The organism is Acinetobacter sp. ESL0695 (assembly GCF_029392135.1).
Taxonomy (GTDB): Bacteria; Pseudomonadota; Gammaproteobacteria; order Pseudomonadales; family Moraxellaceae; genus Acinetobacter; species Acinetobacter pollinis.
In genome coordinates this window covers 2124184-2148035 of record NZ_CP113932.1, presented here as the reverse complement: position 1 = coordinate 2148035, position 23852 = coordinate 2124184, and the positions used below count along the sequence as shown (strand labels likewise).

Annotated in this window: 24 protein-coding genes; 11 read left to right on the top strand and 13 right to left on the bottom strand. The window is 37.5% G+C overall.

Annotation, left to right across the window (positions count from 1 at the left end; all coding sequences use genetic code 11):
• Positions 1 to 157: 157 nt before the first annotated feature.
• Positions 158 to 1183: an AraC family transcriptional regulator gene (locus OZX61_RS10335; RefSeq protein ID WP_277094727.1), complete on the top strand. Its 1026-nt coding sequence runs from the start codon at positions 158 to 160 to the stop codon at positions 1181 to 1183.
• Here the strand turns inward: OZX61_RS10335 and truA are convergent.
• The 9 genes from truA to OZX61_RS10290 all read right to left on the bottom strand — a co-directional run bounded on the left by truA (position 1180) and on the right by OZX61_RS10290 (position 10729).
• Positions 1180 to 1977: a tRNA pseudouridine(38-40) synthase TruA gene (truA, locus tag OZX61_RS10330; RefSeq protein ID WP_277094726.1), complete on the bottom strand. Its 798-nt coding sequence runs from the start codon at positions 1975 to 1977 to the stop codon at positions 1180 to 1182. The two genes, OZX61_RS10335 and truA, sit on opposite strands and share 4 nt — an antisense overlap.
• Positions 1978 to 1990: 13 nt before the next feature.
• A complete protein-coding gene (locus OZX61_RS10325) occupies positions 1991 to 2962 on the bottom strand; it encodes an asparaginase domain-containing protein (RefSeq protein ID WP_277095658.1) in 972 nt (323 codons plus the stop codon).
• A gap of 54 nt (positions 2963 to 3016) precedes the next feature.
• Complete coding sequence (locus OZX61_RS10320; protein WP_277094725.1) at positions 3017 to 4183, bottom strand: hypothetical protein; 1167 nt, start codon at positions 4181 to 4183, stop codon at positions 3017 to 3019.
• 52 nt (positions 4184 to 4235) lie between these two features.
• Positions 4236 to 5279: a FimV/HubP family polar landmark protein gene (locus OZX61_RS10315; RefSeq protein WP_277094724.1), complete on the bottom strand. Its 1044-nt coding sequence runs from the start codon at positions 5277 to 5279 to the stop codon at positions 4236 to 4238.
• A gap of 110 nt (positions 5280 to 5389) precedes the next feature.
• Entirely contained in the window at positions 5390 to 6508 is a 1119-nt protein-coding gene (gene asd / locus OZX61_RS10310) for an aspartate-semialdehyde dehydrogenase (protein WP_195770970.1), read from the bottom strand.
• Positions 6509 to 6775: 267 nt separating this feature from the next.
• Entirely contained in the window at positions 6776 to 7711 is a 936-nt protein-coding gene (locus tag OZX61_RS10305) for a lauroyl acyltransferase (protein ID WP_277094723.1), read from the bottom strand.
• Between the two features lie 94 nt (positions 7712 to 7805).
• On the bottom strand, positions 7806 to 8195 hold the full coding sequence (locus tag OZX61_RS10300; protein WP_277094722.1) for a tautomerase family protein: 390 nt from the start codon (positions 8193 to 8195) through the stop codon (positions 7806 to 7808).
• Between the two features lie 48 nt (positions 8196 to 8243).
• Complete coding sequence (locus OZX61_RS10295; RefSeq protein WP_277094721.1) at positions 8244 to 8576, bottom strand: darcynin family protein; 333 nt, start codon at positions 8574 to 8576, stop codon at positions 8244 to 8246.
• A 257-nt stretch (positions 8577 to 8833) separates the two neighbouring features.
• Positions 8834 to 10729 carry an ATP-binding cassette domain-containing protein gene (locus OZX61_RS10290; protein ID WP_277094720.1) on the bottom strand — a complete coding sequence of 632 codons (1896 nt, stop codon included), beginning with the start codon at positions 10727 to 10729 and terminating at the stop codon, positions 8834 to 8836.
• Positions 10730 to 10764: 35 nt separating this feature from the next.
• Between OZX61_RS10290 and OZX61_RS10285 the strand changes: the two genes are divergently transcribed.
• The 8 genes from OZX61_RS10285 to OZX61_RS10250 all read left to right on the top strand — a co-directional run bounded on the left by OZX61_RS10285 (position 10765) and on the right by OZX61_RS10250 (position 18393).
• A complete protein-coding gene (locus tag OZX61_RS10285; protein WP_023273416.1) occupies positions 10765 to 11007 on the top strand; it encodes a SlyX family protein in 243 nt (80 codons plus the stop codon).
• Positions 11008 to 11155: 148 nt separating this feature from the next.
• Entirely contained in the window at positions 11156 to 11596 is a 441-nt protein-coding gene (locus OZX61_RS10280) for an ammonium transporter (protein WP_195770975.1), read from the top strand.
• Between the two features lie 27 nt (positions 11597 to 11623).
• Positions 11624 to 14269: a type I DNA topoisomerase gene (gene topA, locus OZX61_RS10275; protein WP_277094719.1), complete on the top strand. Its 2646-nt coding sequence runs from the start codon at positions 11624 to 11626 to the stop codon at positions 14267 to 14269.
• A 61-nt stretch (positions 14270 to 14330) separates the two neighbouring features.
• Positions 14331 to 15086, top strand: coding sequence for a hypothetical protein (locus tag OZX61_RS10270; protein WP_277094718.1), 756 nt, complete (start codon positions 14331 to 14333; stop codon positions 15084 to 15086).
• A gap of 49 nt (positions 15087 to 15135) precedes the next feature.
• Positions 15136 to 17106, top strand: a complete 1971-nt coding sequence (locus OZX61_RS10265) for an ATP-dependent helicase (RefSeq protein ID WP_277094717.1) — start codon at positions 15136 to 15138, stop codon at positions 17104 to 17106.
• 60 nt (positions 17107 to 17166) lie between these two features.
• The gene (locus OZX61_RS10260) at positions 17167 to 17409 is read left to right on the top strand and encodes an RNA-binding protein (protein WP_195770979.1); all 243 of its coding nucleotides are present in this window, start codon (positions 17167 to 17169) and stop codon (positions 17407 to 17409) included.
• 76 nt (positions 17410 to 17485) lie between these two features.
• Entirely contained in the window at positions 17486 to 17992 is a 507-nt protein-coding gene (locus OZX61_RS10255) for a DUF6586 family protein (RefSeq protein ID WP_277094716.1), read from the top strand.
• A gap of 122 nt (positions 17993 to 18114) precedes the next feature.
• Positions 18115 to 18393 (top strand): hypothetical protein, encoded by a 279-nt coding sequence (locus OZX61_RS10250; RefSeq protein ID WP_195770981.1) that lies wholly within the window; start codon positions 18115 to 18117, stop codon positions 18391 to 18393.
• A gap of 51 nt (positions 18394 to 18444) precedes the next feature.
• Here OZX61_RS10250 and OZX61_RS10245 read toward each other — a convergent pair whose 3' ends face one another.
• The 3 genes from OZX61_RS10245 to rpmB form a co-directional block, all read right to left on the bottom strand.
• Positions 18445 to 20151, bottom strand: coding sequence for a cation:proton antiporter (locus OZX61_RS10245; RefSeq protein ID WP_277094715.1), 1707 nt, complete (start codon positions 20149 to 20151; stop codon positions 18445 to 18447).
• A 109-nt stretch (positions 20152 to 20260) separates the two neighbouring features.
• Positions 20261 to 20416, bottom strand: coding sequence for a 50S ribosomal protein L33 (rpmG, locus tag OZX61_RS10240; RefSeq protein WP_001205031.1), 156 nt, complete (start codon positions 20414 to 20416; stop codon positions 20261 to 20263).
• A 12-nt stretch (positions 20417 to 20428) separates the two neighbouring features.
• Positions 20429 to 20665 (bottom strand): 50S ribosomal protein L28, encoded by a 237-nt coding sequence (gene rpmB / locus OZX61_RS10235; protein ID WP_000048256.1) that lies wholly within the window; start codon positions 20663 to 20665, stop codon positions 20429 to 20431.
• Between the two features lie 588 nt (positions 20666 to 21253).
• On the opposite strand from rpmB, the gene OZX61_RS10230 reads away from it, so the two are divergent.
• A complete protein-coding gene (locus OZX61_RS10230; RefSeq protein WP_195770983.1) occupies positions 21254 to 21946 on the top strand; it encodes a TetR/AcrR family transcriptional regulator in 693 nt (230 codons plus the stop codon).
• Between the two features lie 77 nt (positions 21947 to 22023).
• A complete protein-coding gene (purU, locus tag OZX61_RS10225; protein ID WP_277094713.1) occupies positions 22024 to 22887 on the top strand; it encodes a formyltetrahydrofolate deformylase in 864 nt (287 codons plus the stop codon).
• Positions 22888 to 22929: 42 nt separating this feature from the next.
• Here purU and yihA read toward each other — a convergent pair whose 3' ends face one another.
• Positions 22930 to 23709, bottom strand: coding sequence for a ribosome biogenesis GTP-binding protein YihA/YsxC (gene yihA, locus OZX61_RS10220; protein WP_195770985.1), 780 nt, complete (start codon positions 23707 to 23709; stop codon positions 22930 to 22932).
• Between the last annotated feature and the right edge of the window lie 143 nt (positions 23710 to 23852).

Sequence of the window (23852 nt, the reverse complement as noted above, 5' to 3'; positions counted from 1 at the left end):
CGAAAACAAGCAAGGCCAAAAGGATGATTAGAAATAACTTTCGATAATGAATAAAATTGGACCAAAATATTTCAATAAATTGACATATTCATATTGAGAGTTTTTATAATAGTGGTTAATCTAAGCTTAAGAATGATAATAAATAAGGATAATCGTTGTGAAACAACGAACAGATGGGGCAGTAGTCCTACGCTTAGCCTATGAAGCGATCACAAGGTCTGGTTTACCTGTAGAAAATATTTTGAAAAAAGCAGGTATTACTCAAGATCATATGCGGTTATATCAAAGAGTCCCTCAAAGAGCACAATTTTCGTTTTGGAGAGCAATGATTGCATTGAGTCGTGACAATGATATTGGTTTACATTTGGGGCAGCATCTGCCTTTATTTCGTGGACAAATTATCGAACAGCTCTTTGTGAGTAGCTCTTCCTTTGGAGAAGGATTAAAACGAACTTTACCGTATCAGCGATTAATTAGTGATGCATTTCAAGCAAAACTAGTGATTGATGGTGAGTTATGTTACTTAAAAAATATAACGCAGGCCAGACCAAATAATTTGGTTAATCGTCACTTCTCAGAGTGTGCTATGTCTGGTGTGATACAGTTTTTTAAATTTATGACGGATAATCTCTTTGAACCATTACGTATCGATTTTGACTTTAGTAAAGGTGCCGATTTAAAAGAATATGAAGCAATTTATGGTTGCTCTGTGTCCTTAGGTCAAAAAGAAACTCGATTATATTTTGATAAGAAAATTCTAGACTATCAGTTATGGCAAGCTGAACCGGAGCTACTTACGCTTCATGAAAGATTTGCAACCAAAAAACTAGAAGAATTGGTACGTTATGACTTAATTGACAACGTACAAGAGGTGATTGGTCGAATGCTTGAGAAGGGTGAATTAACCCTTGAAATGATTGCGACAGATTTAGGAATGAGTGTAAGACAATTGAGACATCAATTGAGTGAAGCGAATACCAGCTTTCAAGAATTACTCACAGACTATCGTTGCCGTTTATCCAAGAAATTACTGAAAAATAGTAATGAAAGTATTGATCATATTGTCTGCTTAACTGGATTTTCTGAACCAAGCACTTTCTACCGAGCATTTAAACGGTGGACCAATGAAACGCCTATCGAATATCGTAGACGTAAACAAAGTCCTCTTACATCATCTATTTAAACAGGCCAATTAAGCCACTGTGGACCTAAAGATGGTCTTGGAAGTTCAAATGCATCAGGATAGTAAGCTTGTATAAAGTATAATCCATCTGGTGGTGCTGTAACTCCTGCTGCTTTTCGGTCTTGGGCTGCAAATATGTTGTCGATATGAGATACATCAAAGCAGTCCTGACCAACCTCTAACAGGCAACCTACAATATTTCGAACCATATGGTGTAAAAAACCATCTGCTTGAATATCTAAAATTAAAAATGGTCCATGAGGTGTGAGCGTGCAGTGCTGAACATGACGAACAGGTTGATTAGATTGACAAGCGGCTGCACGGAAACTTTCAAAGTTATGTGTACCTTCAAATTTTTTGGCTGCCAACTGCATCTTTTCAACATTCAATGAGTGATATACATGCGTGACTTGTTTATGTAGCAGTGCAGGGCGCTGAGGTGCATTATAAATAATGTATCGATAGCGCCGAGCAACTGCTTTAAACCTTGCATGAAAATCCATACTCATTGGCTTAATCCACTGAATTGAAATATCCTTAGGTAGCTTACTGTTTGTACCCATAATCCATGCACGGTCTGTTCGAATAGATGGACTGTCAAAATGAGCAATCATATTTGTTGCGTGTACTTGTGCATCTGTACGACCCGCGCCATGAACATCTACCCGATGGTTAGCCACATGACTGAGCGCATCTTCTAAGGTTTGTTGTACGCTACGTACGCCTGTTTGTTGGGTTTGCCAACCTCGATAATGGGTACCACAGAATTCAATTCCAATAGCATAGCGTTGCATAAAATTGCCTTTGTTATTGTTCATTAGACCAGTGTAAAGCACATTGCTCGACTGTAATATGTTTCAAATAGAGATATAGAATTTTTGCATATATATGCGCATGTCCTAGTGTATTTGCTGTAAGTATTTGAGCATCGCTTACCCAACGGCTTACAGCATATCTCTGGTCTATTTCACCAAAAGTAACTTGTGTTGTGAGAATCGGTAAGCAGCCACTTTCTCTCAGTTTTTGAAGAATTTTAATGATTTGATCATTTACAGTAATATTTCCCGTGCCAAATCCTTGCAAAATAAGAAAGTGCGGTGGTTCATTTGCAATAAGACTTAGATTTTTTACTAAAAACTCTGTTGAAACGGGTTGCATCATCCAGTTGATCAGATTTAGCGTGGTTGCACGCGTAATATCTTTATTGGTTACGACATATTGCTGTTGAGGAGTTATAATTTCTTCGTGAGCAGGTATTCCTTCAAACGCATGTAGTGCAGTTGTATGATGTTTAATTGTAGTATGACCATGGTAGAGATAGTGATGAAATGCAAGATAGACGCCACGATCGTATCTTTCGACTTGCTCTAAAGCAAAAATTAAATTATCGAAAGCATCAGTCTCTTCTCTTACTTGTTTACCCTCAACTGTAAGTAGGGGGTATTGACTACCTGTAAGAACTGTACAACTTGATTGTGCTAGAAAATAAGAAAAAACTGCGCTTGCATAGCTGAGGGTATCTGTTCCATGAACAATAATAAACTTTGAATAATCTATTTGTAACTCTTGAATAAGTTGGATTGTTTTCAACCATTCTTGTGCTGTACATGCACTACTGTCAATAATGTCGGGTGCTGCAAAGCAATCAGTTTTATTTTGATAATAAGTGGGTAACACATTTTTGAGTTGAGGTAGGAATTGACTTTCTGGCATCGGGCTCAATGGTGTACCAACACAACCAAATGTACCACCCATATAAATTAATGCAATTTTAGACATATATAAAATAAAAAAAGCAGTCAAGAATGACTGCTTATATTAAAACGAAGCGCTTTAAGATGCTATGCTATTTAATAACTTATCTACTTTCAGCTTTTCTTCTGCTGAGTAATCTTGTTTAGGATCAGTCAGAAGCTCTTTCGCACGTTCTTTTTCACCAAATGCAATATACTGTTCTGCAAGATCAATGTTTAATGCATTTTCATTAAGTGTTTTGAGTTCTGAGAAGTTTTTAACAAGAACATCATTTTCATCGATTTTTGTAGATGAAGTATTCCCAAAATCTAGGTTAAGCGGAGCTAGTTCTGGCGTATCTGATGAGCTATCTTCAGTTGCTTTGGTCGACTTTTCCGCTGGTTGTTCTAATTCAACTTTTGGTTCTTCGGGTACTTTTGTATCGAAGTTGAGTGTCGGTGCTTCTTCTACCTTTGGTTCAGCCTTTTTCTCTGGCTCTGGTGTTGTGTCTGGTTTTGGTGCTTCTTTTTGATCTTCACTTTTTTTACTAAATGTAAAGTCAAGTGGCATTAAGTCTTCTGAAGCTTTTTCCTTTTGTGGAATACTTTCTTTTTTTGTCGTACTTTGTTCAGGTTGAGGCTCAACTTTTACAGTTTCTTTAGGTGCAGATGTTTCCTGTTTTTTAGGCTGTTCAGATACTGGTGGTTTTGGCTGACTTACAGCTTGACCAAGCAGTTCTTCATGACTAATTTGATTGGTAAATTGAGTCTCTTTAGAGAAAACATCCTTCTTTACTTCCTCTTGAGAAGTTGGTTTTTTAGCCTCTTCTTCTTGTCTTTTTGCTTCTTTATACGCATTATTTTTTTCTTTAACTTCTTTAAGTGATTCAAAAAGTTCTGAAGAGCGTAGTTGATTAATTAATTGCTTAATAGCAAGTTCATCGTCTTGTTTCTGATAAATGTCAAGTAATACAAGATATAACTTAGATTGCTTAGGATTTTTATTTAAAGATTGATTGATGAGTGCTTCAGCAGCAGAATAGTTCTCTTGTTCAATCAATGTATGAATTTGCGAATACAGGCTTTCATCTGCTTTAGGTTGTTCAGAGGCAGCAGATGATTTTTGTTCAGCTTGATTCTCTGTTGTTGTTTTTAGATCTGACGGTTTTTTAGGCTGTGTTTTTGGTGCTTCAGCATTGCGCTTTTTTATAATCACGACCGCAATGATTAAAAGTATAACAACGGCTGAAATGATGGAAAGCAACATAGTATTAATACCCCATAAAATTTTAGAAGATCTGAAAATTTACAATCAGATTCTATTCTGCTGCATGCTTTTGCGCATTTTGCTGTTTAAGCAATTCTTGAATCTTAGCTAGTTTAGCATCTAATATCTCAAGCTTAATATTTTTATTTTGCAAACCATGCTCAAGTTGTGCAATTTCACTTTCTAAAGATGTAACTTCTTTTTGCTGTTTAGAATCAGATGGTAAACCTTGTTTTGGTGTAGTCAATTCATTACTTGTCGACTGGCTATTTGCATTTTTATCGGCAATGACAGTCATTTCAGTATGTGTCGTTTTAGAAAGAATAGTCGCTCTTTTGACATCACTTACGTCTAAAACAGCACCTTTTTTAATACGATTTTTATTCCCATGGATGAATGCATGTTGGTTCATCTGTTGAATTTGTTGCATGACAGCATAAATCGATTGATTGGTTTGTTGTGCAATACGTGCAGAAATAGACCATAAAGTATCTTGCTGCTTTACCGTATAAGTATGATCAGATGTATTGTTGCTCTCAGCCTGTTTTTGAGAGGTAACAATCGATTTTTGCTGTACGCCTTGTTTTGGATTTTTCTTTACAGATCCTTTTGAAATTTGTCTTTCATTCAATATGGTAATTGGAATGAGAGGTTGGTCTGTATGAATACTTGGTTTATTAATCGGAACTGTAGGTGCATTACTTTGATTTGGATGAGTAACTTTAAAAGGAAGCTCAATTAATTTTAAGTATTGACCATTTCCATCCTTTGCTTTTAAAACAAAGCGAACATCACCGTTATAGATAGGCCGAGAAGATGTGACTGTAATTACCCCTGTATTCGGGCCTGTACTGCGTAGGAATACGTTTAGGTCACTTGTAATCTCAGCTTTGAGTGAATCAAAACTGACTAAGTCATCATCATCGGCAATATCTGCTTGAATATTCGAAGAAATTGCACCTTGATACGGGATTTCCATATACAAAAGCTGTGCTTTTGTAGACAGAATATTAGGCTGACCAAATGTAAGCGCATGGCTAAATTGCGATATACCAAGACATAAAATGGCATATGAAAGCTTATGGTAAGAAGTCATTAGACATTACTAAACAAAAAATAGGCATCCTATATAATGTAGCGATATGTTAATCGAATGTAAACGATTTAAAAAAAAAGCTAGTATTTTAACTAGCTTTTTGCATTTTCTTAATTTTGTTTGTACTCGATCAATATTCTAAGCATGCGGCGTAGTGGTTCTGCTGCACCCCAAAGTAGTTGATCACCTACAGTGAAGGCACCGAGGTATTCTTTACCCATGTTTAATTTACGTAAGCGGCCTACAGGTACAGAGAGTGTTCCTGTTACAGCTACTGGTGATAAATCATGCATAGATGCTTCACGTGTATTTGGAATCACTTTTGCCCATTGGTTTGATTGTGCAATCATGTCTTCAATTTCATTGAGTGGCACATCTTTACGCAATTTAATGGTAAGTGCTTGAGAGTGGCAACGCATTGCACCAATACGTACACAATGACCATCAATTGGAATAATGTTGGTATTGCCTAAAATTTTATTGGTTTCAGCTTGTGCTTTCCACTCTTCTTTTGACTGACCATTTTCAAGCTGTTTATCAATATATGGAATGAGTGAGCCAGCAAGCGGTACACCAAAGTTCGATTTCGGGAACTGTTCACCACGTTGTAGTTCAGCAACTTGACGGTCAATATCTAAAATTGCTGATTTTGGGTCGTCTAACAATGATTTGGTATTGTTATAGAGATAACCCATACCTGTCAGTAGTTCACGCATGTTCTGTGCACCTGCACCAGAAGCAGCTTGGTATGTCATGGCACTCATCCATTCAACTAAGTTGTTTTGGAAAAGAGAGCCTAAACCCATAAGCATGAGAGAAACTGTGCAGTTACCACCTACAAACGTTGTGGTGCCTTTAGCAAGTGCATTTTTAATTACGTTTGAGTTGACTGGATCTAAAACAATAATTGCATCATCTTTCATACGTAAAGTCGATGCAGCATCAATCCAGTAACCTGTCCAACCGGTTTCTTTGAGTTGACTATAAACTGATGAGGTATAGTCTCCACCTTGGCAGGTAATAATAACATCCATTTGCTTCAGACTCTTAATGTCTGTTGCATCCATAAGTGCTGGGGCGGTCTTCCCGCCAAAAGCAGGTGCTTCACCACCTGCATTACTGGTAGAAAAATAAAATGGCTCGAAGTGCTCGAAATCATTTTCTTCAACCATACGTTGCATAAGAACGGAACCAACCATTCCACGCCAACCGACCAGACCTACTTTCATGTCATTTTGCCTCGGTACTGTGTGTAAAAAATAAATGTGATCTTTGAGTGTATCAAACATCTTTTTAAGTGCAAACGATATATGGCTGAAAAAAACGATAATTTTTAAGTAAATAGCTGAGATTTCATCATCTTATTTTGAAGGCAAAAAAAGATGATGTATTTAAGTGACTTAGCACGATTAAGGTGCATATACGACTTTAGGCGATATATATGCAAGTATCTGCTTAAAAATGAATCTTTGCTATAGCAGATTAGAGATTTAATTTTAATAAATGCGCTCGTATCCTTCAGGGCGAGTTTTAAAACGGCGGTGAAACCACATATATTGTGTCGGTGCAATGCGAAGTTGAGTTTCAATAATTTTGTTCACGCGTGTTGCATCATCTAATTCATCTTCAGAAGGTAAATTTTCAACAATTGGCTCAATTAAAATATGATACTTGGGATCTTTTTCACTGCCATAACGGTAAAAATATAAAGGAATAGCCACCGCTTTAGAAATCTTTAATAAACGACGGTGGGCAGTAACGGTTGCCGCAGGCACACCAAAAAAAGGTGCCATAATGCCTTGCTTTAAACCGAAATCTTGATCAGGGCTATACCAAATTGCATCACCATCTTTTAAATGGCGAATCAAGCCACGCATATCATCATGGTCTATTTGTGATTTATAAATAGTCGCACGACAACGGTAAATGATTAAGTCGAGTAGGGGGTTATTTTGTGGTCGATAAACGACATCGGGTTCAAAGTATTGTGAGCAGATATAACCACCTGCATCGAGCAATGTACTGTGTGTTCCAAGCAGAAGTACACCTTGACCAGAAGCTTGTGCTTGAGTGATATGTTCAAGTCCTTCGATGGTAACTCTATTTTTAAACCAATAGGGTTTATACCAAGCATTGAGGGTTTCGAATGTACCAAGCATCATATCTACAAAAACCTGTTGAGCTTTTTGAAGAACTTCTTCTTGAGACCATTCAGGAAAACAAACTTCTAAGTTGCGGATGGTGGTTTTTCTTCGTGACTTTAGAAGTTTCCAAGCAAGTTTCGCAAGCGTACGTGAAATCATACGTTGAACTGACCAAGGTAAAACTGCCAAAAGCATCAATAGACAAATAGAAATCCATACATTCCAATATCTTGGCAATAAAAAAGACCAATAAAATTTACCAGGAATATAGTCAGGTTGCGTACTCATATACGTGTAATGAACCAGTGAAAAGTGAGCGTGATTTTAGCACGATATGCTTTTAGGGTTGATAGATTGATATTTAAAATGATGAATTTCATCACTAAACTTTTACTTGATAGTTAAGTGTTAATTCACTTGCAACTTTGCCACGGATTCCCCAATTTTCTAAAGGTGTTTCAAAAATAGTGATTTCGATATCTTGCGGTAAAATCTGACAATCGGTTTCTATATTTTTAAATAATAATGCAATAAGCTGTTTCTTTGCAGAAGTAGAGCGTCCTTCAAACATAGATATTTCGATAATCAGATAGTTTTCGCTACGGTCTTGAGGAAATATAAAATCTTCAGGCTCAAGCTTTATAAATCTCTGAAAAATCTTTTCTGATGGATAGTTTAAGCTTTCCATGAGAGAGCTATGTATCGCTAGAGAGAGTATTTTTCTATATGTGTTTATTGTATGCGTTAAACCGTAAATTTTAATTTGCGACATGAGATCTCTCTATGTTTGGGTATCGACTACTCGGATACCCTAAATAATTTAAATTTTTAAACTTTCTTTTTCATAGCTTTGAAAAGCATTTTCAGCACCCATAATGACATCTTTAATTTTGAAATAACCGCGAGTGTAAGGTTCGGTATCACGAATTTCTTCCCACATAAAATGGTAAGACTTTAAATTTTCAGTTTCACAAATAAGAAAATCTGTAAAATTACTTCCGGGAAATGCTTCTGAGTCACAAAAACGTACTTTTACATCAGGATGTTTTGCAATAATTTTTTCGAGTGATTTTGCATATTCACGGCGTATTTCACGCGGAAGGGTAAGCCAAGATGGATAAAATTCAAGGAGAACAATTTGGATAATATTCATTATTTGTAATTCTATAGTTTTGGGTAAGCGTATTCACAATACACTAAAATGATGACTATTTCTTTTGAATAGATAAATCGATTTAAAAATAAAGAAAATCTACTGATTTTTTTAGTATTTTTACAGGCTCGGGAAGTGCAATTTTTTTGATTATAAACATATGATAAATAAAAATTATTTAGAAAGAATATGATAAATTTTCTAAACCAGAGTTTAATATAGCTAGCTCATATGAGCTAGCTATAATCGGTATAGGTTTATTCGGTGTGACCTTTCACCATGTTTTCTAATGTATCCCAACGTTCTAACTTTTCTAATAAAAGTTCTTCAATTTCTGAAAGACGTTGACTCGCTTTTGTTGCTGCATCTGCGTCTTTAACAAACCAAGAGCCGTCAGCAAGTTTTTCAGTCAGTTCAGATTGTTCAGCTTCAAGTTGCTCCATTTCTTGTGGTAGCTGTTCAAGCTCACGCTGATCTTTATAGCTCAGTTTAACTTTCTTCTGTGCAGATTTATCCGATGTATTGGATTTTGGCGTATCTTTCTTCACAGTTTCAGTTTTGAGTTCAGGACGTTGTGCAAGATAGTCTTGATAACCACCAATGTACTCTTGAATATGTCCTTTACCATCAAACACCCATGTAGATGTAACAACGTTATCCATAAATGCACGGTCATGGCTAATCAGAAGTAACGTGCCTTTATATTCAGCAAGCATTTCTTCAAGTAGCTCAAGTGTTACCATATCTAGGTCGTTGGTTGGCTCATCCATCACAATGAGGTTGGAAGGCTTGAGTAGAAGCTTCGCCAATAAAATACGATTACGCTCACCACCAGACAGGGCTTTTACAGGTGTACGTGAACGCTCAGGAGAGAACAAGAAGTCTTGTAGGTAACTCAAGATATGACGGCGCTGACCATTAATATCAATAAAGTCTGAACCCTCTGAAACGTTATCTGAAACAGATTTTTCAAGGTCAAGTTGGTTACGTAATTGGTCAAAGTAAGCTACTTCTAACTGTGTACCCGTTTTGACTTGTCCATGATGTTCAATCTCACCAAGAATGGCTTTAACAAGTGTTGTTTTACCTACACCATTATCACCCACAAGACCAATACGGTCACCACGTACCACAACAGTAGAGAAGTCTTTAATGAGTGATATATTGTCGTAATCTACACCAAGATTTTCAATTTCAAAGACCAGTTTTCCTGAGCGTTGTGCTTCTTGTACGCCCATATTCACTTTACCTTGCTGTGAACGTCTTGCTTTAGATTCTTCACGCAATGTTTTTAATGCACGTACACGACCTTCGTTACGGGTACGACGTGCTTTAATCCCTTGACGAATCCAAGCTTCTTCTTCTGCAAGCTTTTTATCAAACAATGCATTCTGCTTTTCTTCAGCTTCAAGCTGTTGTGCTTTTAGCTCAAGGTAACGAGAATAATTACCTTCAAAACTTCGTAGCGTACCACGGTCGAGTTCCACAATACGTGTAGCAAGGTGGTCGACAAAAGAACGGTCATGCGAGATAAATAGCAATGTAAGATTGTTTTGTTCGAGTAAGAATTTTTCAAGCCATTCAATGCTTTCTACATCTAAATGGTTAGTGGGTTCGTCAAGTAATAAAATATCTGGTTGTGTAAGTAAAGCGCGTGCTAAAAGTACACGGCGTTTACGACCACCTGACAAATCTGCCAAATCGGCATTGGGATCTAATCCCATTTTACCTAAAATTGTATTAACTTTGTTTTCAAGCGTCCAACCATCCATTTGGTCAAGCTTATGCTGTAAGTCGCCCATGCGTTCACAAGCTTCCATGTCACCCAATACACATGCATCGCTTGCAGTATTGTACTGTTGCAGTACTTGAGCAACTTCACCTGCACCTTCAGCGACGATGTCGGCAACTTTGCCAGAATCCATCGGTACATCTTGGGTTAACATTGAAACAGTTAAGCCATTTTGAATTAAAACTTCCCCATTGTCGGCATGGAGGCTTCCCTCAATAAGTTTGAGTAAAGTAGACTTACCTTCACCATTACGTCCAATTAAACATACTCGCTCGCCACGTTCTAATGTAAAATTTGCGCCGTCGAGGAGGGCAGGCCCACCAAATGCAAGTTGGACATCCCTTAAAGTAATATAGGCCATAATGTTTCCTAGTGTCTCAAATTGAGGAGTGTTAAATGACTAAACCACCTTATGATGATCATGCGTCATTTTCCGCACCCATCGAAGATTTGCAAGTACGAATTTCATTTTTAGATGATTTAGTTGAACAGTTAAATGAACAGTTGGCTCATCAAAGCCAAGAAATTACCGATTTAAAAAAGCAAATGCAGCTTTTATATCGTCGTGTAGAGGCTTCTGATTTATCAGAAGGCATTGCTGAATTTGATCCAATGAGCAACAGACCACCACACTATTAAGTGATATTTGAAGAATAAAGATTGAAAATCTGTTATTCAATATTACTATACACACCTTAACGGCGAGAGTTGCATGTTATATGAAACTTGCCTTTTTTATTCATCTTATGTAACTCTAATAATGCATTAGAGGGAGATAACACAAAAAATGGGTCTTTGGGTCGCCATTATTATTATCGTGTTTGTTGCAGGTTCTATTTTTAGTTTACGCATCAACCCTAGAGAGAAAGCCATTGGTATGATGCGTGATAAAGCAAGACAAATGTCACTGCATCCACGTTTGGTGCCTGCACCTGAATGGACAAAAATACCAAAAATGACAGAAACGCGCGCAAGTATGGTCGCGTTTTACAGCATTCTCTTGCCACAAGCAACGATGCCTCTAATGCGAGCATGCGTTGAAAATAACCAGTTGGTTGTGGTAAATGGTTCAGATAAGTTTCAGCATCTTCAAGTTGACTTAAAAGGTATTTATGCTGTGGAGATGCAGTCGAACTATATTGGACTTTATTGGGATGAGGATGCAGACATTCATGCAACTCAGCTCGAACAAATGAAATCGTATTTAGTTTCTTTAGCAGAAATTTAATTTTAATGATAGGAAAGATATAACATTATGGCGAATGCTCCTCGATCCACATCAAAACGCACCACAGCAAGTGCTGACTCGGCTGCAAAAAAACGCGCTTTAGTGATTGTGGAGTCGCCTGCTAAAGCAAAAACAATTAATAAGTATTTAGGGTCTGAATATATTGTTAAATCTTCAGTAGGGCATGTACGTGACCTACCGACAGGCGGTTCTGCGAGTAAAACAACAGAGAAAAAAGCAGCACCAAGAACAAAACTTACCGAAGATCAAAAAATTGTAAAAGCACAGCAAGCACTTGTAAAGCGTATGGGCGTAGACCCAGAGCATGACTGGGATGCGCACTACGAAGTGCTACCAGGTAAAGAGCACGTTGTTGCAGAATTGAAAAAACTCGCTTCTGAGGTTGATGAAATCTATCTCGCAACCGATTTGGATAGAGAAGGGGAAGCAATTGCTTGGCATTTACGTGAAGTCATTGGTGGGGACAGTTCTCGTTACCATCGTGTTGTATTTAATGAAATTACAAAAAATGCAATTCAAGAAGCTTTTAAACAGCCGACCCGCTTAGACTTAGACCGTGTAAACGCACAACAAGCCCGTCGCTTTTTAGACCGTGTGGTTGGCTTTATGATTTCTCCATTATTATGGGAAAAAATTGCACGAGGTCTATCGGCAGGGCGTGTACAGTCTGTGGCTGTAAAATTGGTTGTAGAGCGTGAACGTGAAATTCGTGCATTTATTCCAGAAGAATATTGGCAAGTTTTTGCAGATACACAATCTAAGGCAGATGCAATTCGCCTTGAAGCAGTTAAACGTGCAGGCAAAACGCTTAAGCTAAAGAATAAAACTGAAACTGATGAAGTTTTAGACATTTTAAAGTCGGCTGAATATAAAGTTGCACAGCGTGAAGACAAGCCAACTAAGGTTAATCCAAGTGCACCATATATTACATCTACGCTCCAACAAGCAGCGAGCACACGCCTTGGTTTCTCTGTAAAGAAAACCATGATGCTCGCTCAACGTCTGTATGAAGCTGGTTTTATTACCTATATGCGTACGGACTCAACTTTTTTAAGTGATGATGCAGTAAATATGGTGCGAGATCATATTCAATCTGAATATGGTGAAAAATATTTACCTGCAAAACCAAATCGTTATGGCAATAAAGCAGGTGCACAAGAAGCCCACGAGGCAATTCGTCCATCGAATGTGGCTTTAAAAGGCGATCAGCTTGCAGGTGCAGAGCGTGATGCACAGCGTTTGTATGATCTAATTTGGCGTCAATTTGTTGCGTGTCAGATGACACCTGCCGAGTATTTGTCATCTACATTATATGTCAAAGCATCTGAGATCGATTTAAAAGCCAAAGGCCGTACACTCGTATTTGATGGTTTTACACGTGTCCGTGGTGCGAATAAGTCTGACGATGATGTGTTACTGCCTGCAGTTCAAGTGGGTGAAACGCTTGTTCTGAATAAGCTTGATCCGAGTCAGCATTTTACCAAGCCACCTGCACGTTTTACCGAAGCATCTTTGGTAAAAGAGCTTGAAAAGCGTGGTATTGGTCGTCCTTCAACATATGCTGCAATTATTTCAACCATTCAAGATCGTGGTTATGTAAAACTTGAAAATCGTCGTTTATTCGCAGAAAAAATGGGTGAGATTGTTACCGAGCGTTTAAATGAGAGTTTTAATAACCTCATGAACTATGCATTTACTGCAGATCTTGAAGGGCAACTTGACCATGTTGCAGTTGGCGATCGCAATTGGAAAGAATTACTCGATACATTTTATGGCGATTTTAAAAAGCGTTTAACGACTGCACAAGGTGCAGATGGCATGCGCCGTAATGAGCCTGTTGAAGTTGCCGATGTGCATTGTCCACAGTGCGAACGACCAATGCAGATTCGTACAGGAACAACAGGTGTCTTCTTAGGGTGTTCAGGCTATAACCTACCACCAAAAGAACGCTGTAAGGGTACACTTAATCTGTCTCCTGTAGAGTCATTGGCTATTTTATCGGATGATGAAGGGGCAGAAACAGCCGACTTAATGTCAAAACGCCGTTGTCCAAAATGTAGTACAGCAATGGACAGTTATTTAATTGATGGCGGACGTAAGTTACATATTTGTGGAAATAACCCTGATTGTGACGGCTTTGAGGTTGAAGAAGGCGAGTTCAAAATTAAAGGTTATGATGGTCCAACTATCCCATGCGATAAGTGTGATGCAGAAATGCAATTGAAAACGGGACGTTTTGGACCATACTTTGCGTGTACTTCATGTGATAATACGCGTAAAGTTTTGAAAAATGGCCAGCCTGCGCCACCACGTGTCGATCCAATTAAAATGGAACATGTACGTTCAACCAAAAATGATGATTATTTTGTGTTGAGAGATGGTGCGGCAGGACTTTTCTTAGCAGCCAGCAAGTTTCCAAAAATTCGTGAAACACGTGCTCCGAAAGTTGCAGAACTTCGTACTGTGGCAGACCAGCTTGATGAGAAGTATCAATTCTTATTGAAAGCACCTGACCAAGATCCTGAAGGTAATGCGACGATTGTGCGTTTTAGCCGAAAAAATCAAAGCCAATACATTGGTTCTGAAAATGCGGAAGGCAAAACCACAAAATGGGGACTGGTTTATACAGATGGCCAATGGGTCGAGCAATAAGTCTTAAAATGCCGATCAAAGATCGGCATTTTTTATGCACTCATACATGTGAGCAAAATCTATGTGGAAAAAGGTCAGAGTGTTCATTCTACTTTTGGTTCTAGGGTATGTTGCTATAGAGGCATGGAAAGACTTAAATCAAAACTGGGATCAAAGCATTGTTGTATTAGTTCATCCTATCAATGCAGATGGCTCACAAAATACGGAAAATTATATTCAGCAATTAAATGCACAGTCTTTTACAGAGACAAGTGAGTACTTAACTGCAAATGCAAAAAACTATCAGCGAAATACGCATTTTATTTTTAAAATAGGGCGTGAGTTAAAACAATTACCACCTGAGCTCCCTGAAAATGGCAGTGCTTTCAACGCAATTTTATGGAGTCTAAAATTTCGTTATTATGCATGGAAACAAACTCAATCTGTAGATGGTTATGCTACCGTTACACTATATTTAAATTATTATGATTCAAATAAATATAAAGTATTAAAGCACTCCACAGCATTAGAGAGAGGGCGTATAGGAGTCGTAAATTTATTTTCTGACGTAAAGCAAAATGAAGAAAATCAAGTGGTAACGGCACATGAATTATTACATGCATTCGGTGCAACAGATAAGTATGACCTAAATACAGGACAACCCATTTATCCACAAGGGTATGTGAATCCAGCTCAACAACCACGCTTACCGCAACATCAAGCAGAGCTTATGGCGGGTTATATTCCTATTACTGAAACACAAAGTAAAATACCGCTCAGCTTACAACAAACTGTTATTGGAAACTTAACAGCACGTGAAATCGGATGGGTGAAATAGTGCCTCTACTATTTATACAGCAATATTAAAATTTTGGGATACAGCAATAATGAGTTCTACGTCTTTTATGGCTGAGTTAAACGATCAGCAACATCAGGCAGCAACGACCACAGCACAAAATTGTTTGGTCTTGGCGGGTGCAGGATGTGGAAAAACAAAGACCATTGTTGCAAGAGCAGCATATCTAATTTCTCAGGGAATACCTGCAAATCAAATTCAGATTTTAACCTTTACACGTCGGGCCGCTAGTGAGATTGTGACGCGCGTCGAGCAGTATTTGGGTACATCCGCACAAGGTTTACGTGCTTCAACTTTTCATACATTCTGTATGTATTTATTACGCCGTAACCGTCAAGCCTTTGGATTAGAAAACTTTAGTATTATTGATCGTGATGATCAGATCATGATTTTTCGCTTACTTCGAGGTAAAGGTAAAGATAATATATTACCTAAAGCGGCTGAACTTTGTGACATATATTCATTTGCAAGAAATACTCAGTGTAAGTTGTCGGTAGCAATAGAAAAAGTCTTACCTGAAGCTATGGAATTTAAATCTGAAATTGCAGAGGTAATGAAAACTTATGAACAGCGTAAGCAAGAGCGCTCATTTTTAGATTATGATGATATTCTAAGCATTGTCGCTGTAAATTTACAATCATCTCCTGCACTTGTGCATTGGGTTAGCCAATTTTGTCGTGTATTTTTAGTGGATGAAATGCAAGATACTAATCCATTGCAATGGGCATTGCTGTCACCTTTTATTGGAAAAAGCCAATTATTTTGTGTTGGTGATGATGCACAATCTATTTATGGTTTCCGTGGTGCAGATTTTGAAAACATTCATTATTTTAAAGATAACGTATCTAATGCAGTTATATATACACTTGAGAAGAATTATCGTTCTACACAAGGCATTCTAGACTTATCAAACTGGTTGTTAGATGTCAGTCCTATACAGTACGATAAACATCTAATTGCTGCAAAATCTCATAATAGCCGGCCACATTTTCATATTTTTTCTAATGAATTTGAAGAAGCAAACTGGATTGCACAAGATCTTATTATTCGTAAAAAACAAAATAATGTTCAGTGGAACGACCATATGGTGCTTGTTAGGTCTGGCTATGCAGCAAGACATATTGAACGAGCACTGATTAATATGTCAGTCCCTTATCAGTTTATAGGTGGGATAAAGCTATTGGAGTCGGCACATGTGAAAGATTTACTGAGTATGTTGCGGGTCGTGTCTAACACTCAAGATGATATTGCATGGATGCGATTTCTTACACTTTGGGATGGTATTGGTGATGTCGGTGCAAGTAAGCTTGCAGTAAATTTAATAAAATGTCAGACCTTGGAAGAATGTTGTAATCATTTAGAGCATCATGGCAGAGTACCACAACATGTATTGCTTATTTTAAAGCAAATGTCAGTTTTAACCGATACGGTTGTGGCATGTATTGAGCTTGCTTTCGAGGCATTACATGAACAACTTGCTGCAAAATACCAAAAGCAAGACTGGTCACGTCGAGAAAAAGATTTCAAACTTGTAAAACAATTGGCACAAAAGCATGCTCAAATCAGCGAATTTTTAGAGGCGTATGTTTTAGATCCTATTTCAACTTCAGAAGTTGAACAATCGGCAGACCACGATATTGTCACGCTTATTACAATACATTCTGCAAAGGGTACAGAAAGAAAAGTATGCTATGTACCACATCTTACGGTAAATCAGTATCCACATGCGAGAGCGCAAGGGGATTTCGATGCTGTAGAGGAAGAGCGCCGTGTTTTATATGTGGCATTAACGCGTGCACAAAATGAGTTGGTTCTTACAAAGCAAGACTTAACAACATGGGCAATGGATCAAATTGATGATCAGGGTAGACCAGTGAGCAGTTATTTCTTTAATCAAGTCCCCTCTCATTTATTGGATGTGACGATACATAAAAGAGATGAGTTTTTTGAAAATAAGAAGAAACCTATAAAAAAGATCTCTTTTGGGATAGATTTAGATTAAACTCGGCAACCCTAGAAAAGAAGAGATACACTACTTCTTTGTGTCATATAAGGTGAATGAATGAAAATTTTAGTGCGTAACTTAGAAAGATCTATTGGTGAGCAAGAGCTTAAAGAACTATTTTTACCATATGGTGAAGTAGAAAGCTGTACGATTATTTTGGATCAGACCACTGGTAAGTCTAAAGGTTTTGCTTTTGTTGAAATGCCACATGGGCGCGAAGCTGTAAAAGCGATTAAAGGTTTAAATACCTTAAAAGTGAAAGGTATTGGTATTCGTGTAAAAGCTGCCGAAGAAAAATAAAGTAAAAATCTATCTAAATCTGACAACATACGCTAATCTGTAATTGCTATGGATTGTTTGTATAGGTAGGAAAATTATGTCTAGAGTTGCTCGTTATCACGCAGATCGAACAAATCAGAAATTGTATTTCGCACGTTTAGCCTGCGGACAAGCAGAGCAAGCTCCTGACAATATCCAAATTATACAAGCTTATAGAGAGTCTGCTGTATTTCATTTACACGGTGCATTTCTTGCATTTTTACAAGAGCTTGTCCGTTATTACCGTTTAAATGATTTTCAACCTACGTTGCATTCGATAGAAATGCATATGTCTGATAAAGGCCAAGTGTCTCCTGAAGTTGAAATATTAAAGCAATTGTCGAGTAATGGTTTTCTTGGCGAATTACAGCGTGCTTTTCGGGCATGTCAGTATGCACCTGAGCCAACTTTACCAGAAGCTGAGAGTGAGACTTCATCAAATCTAATTATAAAAGTAACACAAGGTACACAGTCATGGTTGCCAAATACTGAGATTCTAAGAGAGTGGTATCAAGAACTCTTAGAACTTATAGATGGTTTTCGTGCAGAGATGGTTGAATTTTAATGCACAGTGTCGCTGTTATACATTTTCAAACGACTTGAAATTTTATTTCTAGCACAGATATAAAATACAGGTTTCATATTTTTTTATTGGGTACATCGTTTTGATGTGCGGATGGAGGTTCCATGTCTATACAGCAGTTAAAAGAGTTATTTGGTAATCAAGATGCTGTACTTGAATTGGTACAACTTGAAAGTGGTGAACTTGCTCTACGGAATGCTCAATCTGAAGAGGAACCATTAGTGACCATTCAATTTAATGATGAAATTAAACAACTTTTGGGTGATACAACGAATATGGTTGCCCAAAATATGATTCAAGCAGCATTAATGGGACTGGTTGAGAAACAGGTTAATCAGCTTGATGCCGAAATTGTAGATGAACAGCCTAAATATTTAAGTTAATGTATTTTTTATAAGGAAGGGTAAGCTTAGCTTACCCTTCTTTGCATGTATTTATTTTACATGTGCTTTATGAATTTCATGAAGAATATGTTGGCTCATATTAATTGCCATTTGTTCTTTTGCATAAAAAACATCGCCAATATTGTCTGTACGGATAACCTCTGCTTCTTCTTTATTTTCAGCACAAATTAAGACCTGAATTTCTGAATTTAATTGTTTTGCAATGTCAACGATTCGATGTATATCTAAAAGATCCATCGGAGAAATGACCAATAGGCGGGCATGTTGAATGTGGGCTTGAATAAGGACGCTAGGTTCGGTTGCTAAACCACTTACTGCTGCAATTCCTTTTTCTCGAAGGCCTTCCACAATTTCACGATTTTCTTCTGCGATAACGACTTTTATATTTTGCTGCATTAAAGTTTCGGTGATACGTTTACCTACCTCTCCATGACCAACAATAACGACTTGATCACGTAAGTAAGATTGATCTACTTCGTCAGGTAACATAGCTAAAGGGTCACTACTTCTTTCAAGCAAGCGTGCAAGAGATGAACGTGCGCGGATCCAGCTTTGAACAGGTTCTATCGCATAAAACATAAATGAGTTCAAAGTAATTGAAAAGAGTGCACCTGCCAAAATAAGATTTTGTGCCTCTGTGGTAAGTAAACCTAAAGAAATACCAAGTGCAGCTAAAATAAACGAAAACTCCCCAATTTGTGCTAGGCTTGCACCAACTGTCAGTGCTGTATTTAAAGGGTATCTAAAGAACAGCACGAGTGCCATTGCTGCAAGTGTTTTACCAATGGTAATAATAGCAATAACACTTAGAATATGTAGGGGTTGTTCTATAATAATTCTTGGGTCAAATAACATACCTACAGAAACGAAGAATAAGATTGCAAAAACTTCGCGTAAAGGCAGTAATTCCTCTTCTGCACGGTGACAAAAATCAGATTCTTTGACAACCATACCTGCAAAGAAAGCACCGAGCGCCATTGAAACACCAAAAACGGCATATGCACCATAAGCAATAGAGACCGCACAGGCAACGACAGTTAAGGTAAATAATTCTCTTGAGCCTAGACGTACAACAAAACTCATAATCATAGGTACAAGGCGCTTGCCTATAATTAGCATAAAAGCAATGAAACCAGCGACTTTAAGCAACGTCAGTATGATAATCCAGAGTAAAGAAGAGGTATTTTCTTGACCAGCAAGAGATTTACCTCCGAGTAAAACAGCAACAGCAGGTAAAAGTACTAAAACTAAGACCATTACAAGGTCTTCGACCAATAGCCATCCGACTGCAATTTTTCCATTAACAGAGTCGAGTAAACCGCGATCACTTAGCGCCTTTAAAAGAACAACTGTACTTGCACATGATAGTGTTAATCCGAAAACCAATGATGAACCAAAAGACCATCCCCAAAAAGATGTCACACATATGCCAAGAATGGTTGCAACTAGAATTTGTAAGATAGCACCTGGCAGTGCAATACGTCTCACTTCTAATAAATCTTTTAATGAAAAGTGCATACCCACACCAAACATCAGAAACATGACACCCAATTCAGCCAATTGATTGGCGAGTGCTAACTCTCCGACTGGGCCATAGGTATTGGGGCTAATTGCAATGCCAGCAATAAGGTAGCCAACCAAGGGAGGGAGTCTCAGGCGTGCTGCAATATATCCAAAGAAAAGGGCGAGGCCAAAACCCAGTGCCAGCAATACAATAAGATCGACATGATGTGGCATAGGCAGGTTCCTCAAATAAATACAATATTGTTTTGAGGAATGTTAGTGAGATTGTAAATAAAAAGCAAAAAAAACGACTCCATTTGGAGCCGAATTTTCAAAACTAAAATTATTTGATTTTAGCTTCTTTAAAAATCACATGTTGACGGATTTTTGGATCAAACTTTTTGATTTCCATTTTTTCCGGCATTGTACGTTTGTTCTTCGTAGTAGTGTAGAAATAACCTGTACCAGCAGAAGAAACTAGGCGAATTTTGTCACGCATTGCAATGACTCCTTAGATCTTTTGGCCTTGAGCACGAAGATCAGCTACAACCTTTTCAATGCCCAATTTGTCGATGATACGCATACCTTTAGTTGTCAAACGAAGACGTACAAAACGCTTTTCGCTTTCTAACCAAAAACGGTGGTGATGCAGGTTCGGCTCGAACCGGCGCTTGGTTTTGTTGTTTGCGTGTGAGACGTTGTTACCAACGACTGGACGCTTGCCGGTAACTTGGCAAACCTTAGACATGGTGGAACTCCATTGATTTAGCCAACAGCAAATCTGTGGCCAGTCATAAAACAAACAGATTGAATTTATTCAAGGGGCGTTTTATATCAAAAATGCGATTAAAAGACAAGCGAATTTGTATAAAACACGTCATGATTTGCAGTAACAGATCATGCCTTGATCATTTCGTATAGTGTTATTTATAACGACTTAAATTTTATATCGTAGATTGTCTAAAGTAGGCAATAACAATATACAATTTAAGTTGAGTGTCATAATTAATAAGAGAGATATAGATTATCTTCTCTGTTAAATATAGAAACACATATGTTAAAAATAGCACTATATTGCTTTTGAAATAGACTGCCGTGTAGTATGGATACAGAAAAAATGCAGGTATACTATGATCAAACTATCTATTGAGTATTAGATAGTGAAACGTAAATTCAAAAGCAAAAATAAGAGTGGCAATATTATAATTAAAAAAAATTACTTTGGCTAATAAAAAAATATATAAAATCTAATTTAGAGCAATAACTCTAGATAAAATTGATTGAATCTATCATAATGGTATGGACTTCTATTGGTAAAATAGTAAAGGATAAGTGCATGCTAAAAAACAAAACTTCGAAAACAAAACAGCGTATATTGGATGCTAGTCTGATGCTCTTTAATGAAAAGGGTGAGCGATCTGTAACAACAAATCATATTGCTGCTGCACTTGAAATGAGTCCTGGTAACTTGTATTACCACTATCGAAATAAAGAAGATATTATTCAAGAGTTGATTCATCATTATCAGTATGAAACATTGCAAATGCTTGAATTACCAATAGATAGAACAGTGACTGCCGAAGATAAAATCAGATATTTCCAACTTTTAAGTGAGCAATTATGGAAATATCGTTTTCTTCATAGAGATGTTTATCATCTTGTCGAAAAAAATGATACTTTTAATCAAGACTATGCTCAGTTTTCTAGTCAAGTCATGCAAAAGGTGCAACGGCTTTATCAGTCTTTTGTAGATGTGGGTTTGATGAAACTTAATGCTATAGAAATGGAAGCGTTGATTGTTAATATTTGGATTATCTTAACCAATTGGACAAACTTTCTGTTTATGTCGGGGCATATTAATGATGAAAATCATCAGCAAGAGAAATGGTCACTCCTTGCTTTAAGACAGTTAGTATTGCTTGAATCACCTTATTTGGCAGGTGAGAGCAAAGCTACATATGAAAAGTTATTGGCTTCTATTGATAATGGAAATCTATTTTCGAGCGTTACTCAAACGGCGAGTACATAAAAATATTGTGTCATGCTTTGAAAAACAGGTATTATATTTGGCTGACTTTTTTCTATGTATAAGTGATATAGATCAACATGAATATGACCACTGCAAATACAGCCCGTTTGCTTATCAAGTGTGAAGATAAGCCGGGCATTGTGCAAGCTGTATCGAGCTTTTTGTATCATCAGGGTGCAAATATTACTGCACTTGATCAATATGCAACTGAAGCTCAGGGTGGGCGCTATTTTATGCGTGTTGAGTTTGAGATTGATCATCTTGAAAGCCGTAAAGAGACATTATTAAAAACATTTGGAACAAATGTTGCTGAACGTTATGAGATGCAATGGCGTCTCGCTTTTGTTGGCGACTTGAAGAAAGTTGGTATTTTGGTTTCAAAAGTAGATCATGCTTTACTTGAATTATTATGGCGCCACGCAAGAGGAACATTGCCATGTGAAATTACACATGTTGTTTCTAATCATGAAGCATTGCGTGACTCCGTAGAGCAGTTTGGCATCCCATTTACTGTAGTAAATGTCACAAAAGAAAATAAAGTAGAAGCTGAAGCTAAAATTAATGAGCTTATGCAAGGCAACGATTTATTAGTTCTTGCTCGATATATGCAAATCTTAAGTGAAGAGTTTGTGTCGAAATGGCCAATGCAAGTGATTAATATTCATCATTCCTTCTTACCTGCATTTGTTGGAGCAAATCCATATAAACAAGCGCATGAAAAAGGTGTGAAGCTGATTGGTGCAACAGCGCACTATGTTACTGCAGATCTAGATCAGGGTCCGATTATTGAGCAAGATGTAGAGCGTGTGAGTCATGAGTATAACGTAGAACAATTGCGTGAACTTGGCCAAGACGTAGAGCGTAATGTGCTTGCAAGAGCGGTTCGCTGGCATTTGGAAGACCGCATTATTGTTGATGGAAATAAAACGGTTGTTTTTTAAGAAAATCGTTAAAAAAGGCATGCTTTAAAGCATGCCTTTTTTTTAACCTTCACTATCTTCTTCAGTTGCAAGTGGAATTTCACTAATATCTATTCCGTCTAGATTTTTGTCTAGTGTAAAGTTAAGTCGACCTGCCATAACTGAAGCAAGTTCTTCTAAGCCTTGTTTATTTAAAGAAGAGAAGAGTTGAATTGAGAAGCTCAATTTCATTTTTTTAAGATGCTGTTTTACTTCAAGAAGTGCTTTGTTTGCAGGACCGCGATTCAACTTGTCGGCTTTAGTTAAGAGAATATGGACAAACAATTTTCTTGAGTACGCCCACTCTAACATCATTAAGTCAAAGTGCTGTAATGGATGTCGGATATCCATGAGAAGTACGAGACCTTGTAGACTCTGACGGTGAATTAAGTAGTTTTCTAACTCTTTTTGCCAAACAATTTTCATTGCTTCTGGAACAGCAGCATATCCATAGCCTGGTAAATCAACAAGACGTTGATCGGGATTGCCAAGACTAAAAAAGTTAATCATTTGTGTGCGACCTGGTTTTTTGGATGCACGAGCCAACTGTCTTTGATTGGTTAGTGCGTTAATTGCACTCGATTTTCCTGCATTTGAGCGACCTGCAAATGCAATTTCATAACCACTATCTTCTACACAGAGATTGAGTTTTGGTGCACTCATTAAAAACTCAGCTTTTCTTAGCCAGTTCAAACTCTGTGTTGCATATTCTGTAAGAGCAGGATCTGACTTCTTTTCATAACTGATTTTTTGTTTAGGGGCTAATTTTGCTTTGGTGTCTTTCGACTTCGCATAGCGGTGCATATACAGTTCACGGCAATTAACAATTTATGCTTAGTATAAAGCAAATTAATAACACGCTGTGAACTTCTTATAAAATGACTAGGATATTTTCAAATAGGTGAGAGTCTGTAGACATATGTAGGTTGGATGTAAATTATTTGTTA